This window comes from Streptosporangium sp. NPDC006013 (genome assembly GCF_040614275.1).
Classification (GTDB): Bacteria; Actinomycetota; Actinomycetes; order Streptosporangiales; family Streptosporangiaceae; genus Streptosporangium.
On the sequence record NZ_JBEXUE010000540.1, the window covers coordinates 1 to 6,389 of the forward strand.

The window sequence follows — 6,389 nt, forward strand, 5'->3', positions numbered from 1 at the left end:
GGTCATCGCGAGGACGTGGAGAACCTCGGCGGCACGCTTGTTACGCCGGGCCTGATCGACGCCCGCACCCACCTCGTCTACCCGGGTGTCAACGACTGGGCGGGCTACGAGGCCGGCGCCGCGGTCCTCGGACGGCTGCTGACCGCGGAGCTCGGCTATCCGGTGCAGACGGTCAAGCTCAACGAGGCCCAGTCCTGGGAGGGCCTCGAAAAGGGCACGGTGGACGTGATCGTGGAGAACTGGGGACGGGAGGCGGAGAAGCAGACCTACATCGAGGAGAAAAAAGTCGCGGTCTCCGCGGGAAGAAACGGCAGCAGGGGTGTCATCGGGTGGTACGTCCCGCAGTGGATGGTGGACGAGTATCCAGACATCACCGACTGGCGACAGCTCAACAAGTACGCCCATCTCTTCAAAACCGACAAGTCGGGCAATTTAGGTCAACTTCTTGACGGGGACGCCTCATATGTCACGCACGACGAGGCTCTGGTGCGCAATCTCGACCTCGACTACAAGGTCGTCTACGCGGGCAGCGAGAAAGCACTGATCGAGGCCGCCAGGCGGGCGACCCGCGACCGCACCCCGCTGCTGATGTACTTCTACGAGCCGCAGTGGCTCTTCACCCAGATCAAGCTGGCGAAGGTCAATCTTCCGCCGTACGCGATCGGCTGCGACGCCGACCCCGCCAAGGTGAAGTGCGACTACCCGCCCTACCTGCTCGACAAGATCGTGAGCAGGCGGTTCGCCGACACCGGCGGCAGGGCCTACGAGCTGGTGAGGAACTTCGCCTGGACGAACGACCAGCAGAACACGGTGGCGAACGACATGACGGAGAACGGCCTCGACGCCGACCGGGCGGCCCGGAAGTGGATCGACGCGAATAAGATCATCTGGAAGGAATGGCTACCCGACTGACGCCTCCCACCCCATCCGGGTGGGGTGGCCGCGGAGCACGACCCCACCCGGATGGGGCGAGGGCTACACAGACGTGCCGTAGGCCGCGCGGACCCGCAGAACGTGCTCGACCAGAGTGATCAGCGTGCTCTTGACGGAGTCCCGGGAGCGGGCGTCGGTCCGCACGACCGGGATGTGCGGGGCCAGCGTCAGAGCCTCGCGCACCTCGTCCTCGTTGTGCGGGAACTCTCCGTTCCAGCCGTTGATGCCGACCAGGAAGGGGAGCTTGGCCTCCTCGAAGTAGTCGATCGCCGGAAAACCGTCGGCCAGCCGCCGGGTGTCGATCAGGACCACCGCGCCGATCGCGCCGCGGACCAGGTCGTCCCACATGAACCAGAACCGGTGCTGGCCTGGCGTGCCGAACAGATACAGGATCAGGTCGCGGTCCAGCGAAAGACGACCGAAGTCCATCGCGACCGTGGTGGTGGTCTTGTTCGGAGTCAGCCCCAGGTCGTCGATCCCGGCGCTGGCGTCGGTCATCACCGCCTCCGTGGTCAGCGGCAGGATTTCCGACACCGCCCCCACGAACGTGGTCTTGCCGACACCGAACCCGCCCGCGACAACGATTTTCGTTGACGTCAGGCCACCCTGGCTAGAGCCTGCGAAGTCCACTGAGAACCCTTTCGAGCATGTTGAGATCCGGTTGTCCCTCATTAAGACGCGGCTGATGGATGCGGACGAAGCCCTCGTCGACCATATCCGCCACCAGAACGCGGGCCACGCCGAGCGGGACCTTCAGCAGAGCCGAGATCTCAGCCACAGAGCGGTACGAGCGACAGAGCCTGATGATCGCATCCTGCTCGGGGGTGAGCAGAGCCAGGTCCTCCTCCATGATGAAGGAAGAGGAGACCAACGTCTCCATGGCCAGGTGGAAACGGGGCTCCGACCTGCCACCGGTGACGGTGTACGGCCGGAACAGCGGCTCGTCGTCCTCGCTTCCGTCAATCCCCCGCACTGACCCCTCCCCTGAACAAACCCGGCACGGCCCCGGTCACTACCGACCCCGAAGGGACTGTAGTTCGGCGCGGAGCGCGGGGGTGAGCACCTGACCGGCCCGCTCGACGAGCAGGGTCATCTGGTACGCCACCAGACCCATGTCGCAGTCGGAGGAGGCCAGCACGGCGAGCGCGGAACCATCGCTGATCGCCATGACCAGCAACAGGCCGCGCTCCATCTCGACCACGGTCTGGGTGACCGTACCTCCGTCGAACACGCGGGAGGCCCCCACGGTCAGGCTGAGCAGACCCGCGGCGACCGCGGAGAGCTGGTCGGCCCTGTCGGCCGGGAATCCCTCCGAACTGGCGATTCTCAGCCCGTCGGCGGAGACGCACACCGCGTGCGCGACACCGGGCGTGCCGCGGACGAACTCGGTGATCAGCCAGTCGAACCTGCGTGCCTCATGACTCAGGGTCGTCACGAGCCATCCTCCTTGTCGGTAAGGCTCCTGGTAGTGGTGTCGGCTACTTCGGCGCGACCTCGTCGCACCCCCTGCTGGAAACTCGTCAGACGGTTGCGCATCCTGTCCGGGGACATGGACGGCATGGACGGCGCCGGGCCGGACGGGGTGGGAGCGGCCGTGCCCGGTACGAGATTCGCCCGGGGAGTGCGCTTGGGCAGACCCGCGGCGGTGATCCCGCCGAGGGTGGGGTCGCTCACCGCCTGGGCGGCCCGCCAGCCGGCGTCGGACGGGGTGTTCCAGTCGTCCGGGTCGCCCGCCGTCGCGGATCGCTCCGCCTCCGCTCCCACCGAGGGTGAGACCGGCTCGTGAGCCGCCTGGTGGACCGGTACACCCGCCGGTGGTGTGGACTGCTCGCCGGACGTGCTCGCCGGCGCAAGGGTCGCGGGCACCCCGCCTTCCACCGGACCTTCCGCCCGGCGGAACCAGGCCGACTCGACCGAGGCGAAGATGGGCAGGTACTCCTCCTGCTCGGCTTCGAGCGGGGAGACGCCCGCCGTGGGCATCGCCCCCGCCGGGTTCTCGTACTCGTACTCGTACTCGTATGAGGACTCACCCCATGAGGAGAATCCCTGGGTGGGGACACCCCCGCCGCCTTTCAGCCCGCCGACCTGGCGCTTGGGCAGTGGCGCGCCACCTGCCGGAGCACCGGACGAGTCCGCCTGACCTGCGGAGGCCTGCCATTCCGCGGCGAAGTGGTCACCGGGCAGCGAGGTCGAGCCGAACGAGGGTGCGTCCGGGGTGGACGCCTGCCCGAACGAATCCCGCCCGAACGAGGAATGCTCGAACGAACCCTGCCCGTACGAGGGTTGCTGGACGGGCGGGCGACCGGTGGGCGCCTGGGCGGAGAAGTCCCCCGAGGCCGCCTGCTCCGCCCCCCAGGAGTCCGCACCCCAGGAGGGGGTCCGCACCGGCTGGCCCTCCTGAGTGACGAGTTCCGGCGGGAGCAGCACCATGGCGACGAGGCCGCCGCCCTCCTGCGGGCGCAACTGCACCCGGATGCCGTGCCGCAGGGCCAGGCGGCCGACCACGAACAGGCCCATCCGCCGCGACACCGAGACATCGACCACGGGTGGCTCCGCCAGCCTGCGGTTCGCCTCGACCAGTTCCTCGTGAGTCATGCCGATACCCGGGTCGCTGACCGCGAGCAGCGCGCCGCCGCCCTCGATCGCACTGCTGGAGACCACGACCCGGCTGGCCCGGGGGGAGAACTGGATGGCGTTCTCCACCAGCTCGGCGACCAGGTGCACGATGTCGTTGGCGGCGCTGCCCGCGACCGAGATCGTACGGTGCACCCTGACCTGGACCCGATCGTAGTCCTCGACCTCCGACAGGGAGGCGCGCACGACGTCGACGAGCTTGGCCGGCTTGCTGCGCCTGCGGGGCGGCTCGTGACCGGCGAGGACCAGGAGGTTCTCGGAGTTGCGCCGCATGCGGGTGGCCAGGTGGTCGAGCCTGAACAGGTCGGCCAGGCGGTTTCCGTCCTCCTCGCCCTTCTCCAGGCCGTCGATCAGCGAGATCTGCCGCTCGACCAGGGTCTGCGTGCGACGCGACAGGTTGACGAACATCGCGCTGACGTTGGAGCGGAGCTCGGACTCCTCGGCAGCCAGGCGAACGGCCTGCCGGTGGACCTCGTCGAAGGCCTTGGCCACCTCGCCGATCTCGTCGGTGCTCTCGACCGGGATGGGGGCGATCTCGGGTGTCCTGGTGTCGCCGGAGACCCGTAGCCGTTGCACCACCTCGGGAAGCCTGAAGCCCGCGACCTCCAGCGCCTCGGCTCGCAGGCGGCGCAGCGGCGTCACCATCGAGCGGGCGATGACCACCGTGAGGCCGAGCACCAGCAGGAGCAGGAGCAGGATCAGGGCGGACGTGATGATCGCGTTGCGCTGCTCGGTGTCCTCCAGCATCCGGGCCCTGGCGACCACGTCATCGGCGACCCTGGTCTCGACCTTCCGCATCAGGTCGAGGACCGCGGTGTTGTCCGAGAACCACTGCTTGACATCGTTGGAACCCGACAGCAGCCGTCCGGTGTGCCGGGGGTCGCCGGCGAGCACGATCGCTCTGGACTTGGTCAGCTCGGCCCGGTACACCCTCTCGTCGATCATGGCGCTGGCGAGGAGCTGGCCGTTGGCCGGGCTCGCCTCGACGCTGAAGTCCGCCTCGAACTCGTTCATGCGGGAACGGGAGGCGATGAACTTCTCGATCTCCTGCGGGTTGATCAGCGAGGGCGCGTAGTAACCGGCCAGCAGGCGGGCTCGCTGCTTGGAGACCTCCTCCTTGGCGTACGCCAGGGCACTGAGCGCGCGGGTGTTGCCGATGATCTCCGAATCGTCGCTGACCAGCGTGAGCTCCTCGTGGAGCTTGAGCAACGGGGCGATCATGTGGCTGTAACGTTCCACCCGGGTCGTGCCCGGCAGGCGGCGCAGCTCGGGAAGGCCTTCCAGCTGGTAGGCGACGCTCCTGGCCGCCTCCACGGCTCGGGGGCCGTAGGAGTCGTCGATCGCCTGGACCTCCCCCAGCACCTTCTTGGCCAGTCCGTCGACCACCTTCCGCTGGGCCTCCTCGCTCTCCTTCAACCCCTTGTCCGAAGGCTGGAACGATGCCCAGGCACCTCTGTCACGTTCCAAACCGAGCGCCTGGGCCAGATCCCGAAGACCGCCGGAGTACTCCGCCGCGGCTGCGGTCCGCTGGTATCCGGCGACGCTGTCGACGGAGGCCACCACGCGCGTGCCCGCGAGCACGACACCCACTGTGGTCGGCACCAGGATCAGAGCCGTCAGACGCGAACGGACACGCCAGTTCTTCAGGCCGAACCGGGCGGCAGGCCGCTTGCCACGGTCGGGTGCCGAAGCACTCCCGTTATCGGATGTCGCCGTCGCCACAGCTCTCGCTACCCCTCAATCACGACACAGATGAACAACATCAGACCACAAGGTCACGTGAAAGAATCGACAAAACCGACATATCGCCTTTAATCGTTACGAAGGCGACGAGGGGGCGATCATCCGCGGCTACCGCAGGGCAGCCAGCACCTGGTCCCGTATCTGAGCTCGCTGAACCTCGTCGGTCAGCGGACGGCCGGCTCTGTCGACCACGTAGAAGACGTCCACCGCCTCTGCGCCGAGAGTCTCCACACGGGCAGCCCGTACGTCAAGGCCACATTCACCAAACGCTCTACCAATCCGCCACAAAAGTCCCGGACGGTCATGGGCACGCACCTCGATGACCGTCGCGGTGTTCGACGCGTCATCCACCAGGTTCACCCTGGGCGGCGCCACCGGCACCCGGGCCGGGCGCATCGACCTGCTCCTCCTGGCGAGGCGCTGCTCGATGTCGAGGCGGCCGGCCAGGACCAGCCGCAGGTCGGCCTCCAGCGTCGCGGGGTCGGGCGGCGAGCCGTACTCGGGAACGACCGAGAACTCGATCACGGCGGTCGCCCCCGCCGAGGCCGCCGACGCGGCACGGACCACCATCCGATGCGCGGCCAGCACCCCGGCCGCACGCCAGAGCAGCCCGGCGCGGTCCGGCGCGACCACGGTGACCGCTCCCCCGTTGATCCGCACGGCGCCTCCGCCGTGTCGGGCCAGGGACGCCTGCTCCACCGAGAGCGAGGGCGCGGGCCGCAGCGGGGTGCCGGAGAGCGCCGAACGGACCCGGCGTACCAGATCGGTGACCAGTGAGGCCTTCCACGAGTTCCAGGCGGCGGGCCCGGTGGCGTGCCCGTCGGCCACGGCGAGGGCCGCCAGCAGTTCGAGGACCTCGCGCGTACCGACGGCCTCGGCCACCCGGGAGATGGTCACCGGGTCGTCCAGGTCGCGGCGGGTGGCCGTCTCGGGCAGCAGGAGGTGATGGCGGACCACGGTCTCCAGGGTGTCGACGTCCGCCGGTCTTACCGTCAGCCGAAGAATTCACATCGGCGTGATCGAGCGCGAGCCCACTCCGTCCGAGACACGCGCGAGCCCACAACGCAGCGATCAGCATA

6 protein-coding genes are annotated in these 6,389 nt (G+C 68.4%); 1 reads left to right on the top strand and 5 read right to left on the bottom strand.

Annotated elements, in window-relative coordinates:
* Nucleotides 1-15 precede the first annotated feature (15 nt).
* Nucleotides 16-912, top strand: a complete 897-nt coding sequence (locus tag ABZ260_RS44270; protein WP_355630036.1) for a glycine betaine ABC transporter substrate-binding protein — start codon at nucleotides 16-18, stop codon at nucleotides 910-912.
* A gap of 63 nt (nucleotides 913-975) precedes the next feature.
* On the opposite strand, the gene ABZ260_RS44275 is transcribed toward ABZ260_RS44270, so the two are convergent.
* From ABZ260_RS44275 to ABZ260_RS44295, 5 genes are all read right to left on the bottom strand, one after another.
* A complete protein-coding gene (locus tag ABZ260_RS44275; RefSeq protein ID WP_355630039.1) occupies nucleotides 976-1,533 on the bottom strand; it encodes an ATP/GTP-binding protein in 558 nt (185 codons plus the stop codon).
* A gap of 10 nt (nucleotides 1,534-1,543) precedes the next feature.
* The gene (locus ABZ260_RS44280) at nucleotides 1,544-1,906 is read right to left on the bottom strand and encodes a DUF742 domain-containing protein (RefSeq protein WP_355630026.1); all 363 of its coding nucleotides are present in this window, start codon (nucleotides 1,904-1,906) and stop codon (nucleotides 1,544-1,546) included.
* Between the two features lie 39 nt (nucleotides 1,907-1,945).
* Nucleotides 1,946-2,359, bottom strand: a complete 414-nt coding sequence (locus ABZ260_RS44285) for a roadblock/LC7 domain-containing protein (protein WP_355560141.1) — start codon at nucleotides 2,357-2,359, stop codon at nucleotides 1,946-1,948.
* A gap of 5 nt (nucleotides 2,360-2,364) precedes the next feature.
* Entirely contained in the window at nucleotides 2,365-5,169 is a 2,805-nt protein-coding gene (locus ABZ260_RS44290) for a nitrate- and nitrite sensing domain-containing protein (protein WP_355630029.1), read from the bottom strand.
* Between the two features lie 249 nt (nucleotides 5,170-5,418).
* On the bottom strand, nucleotides 5,419-6,267 hold the full coding sequence (locus ABZ260_RS44295; protein WP_355630032.1) for an ACT domain-containing protein: 849 nt from the start codon (nucleotides 6,265-6,267) through the stop codon (nucleotides 5,419-5,421).
* Between the last annotated feature and the right edge of the window lie 122 nt (nucleotides 6,268-6,389).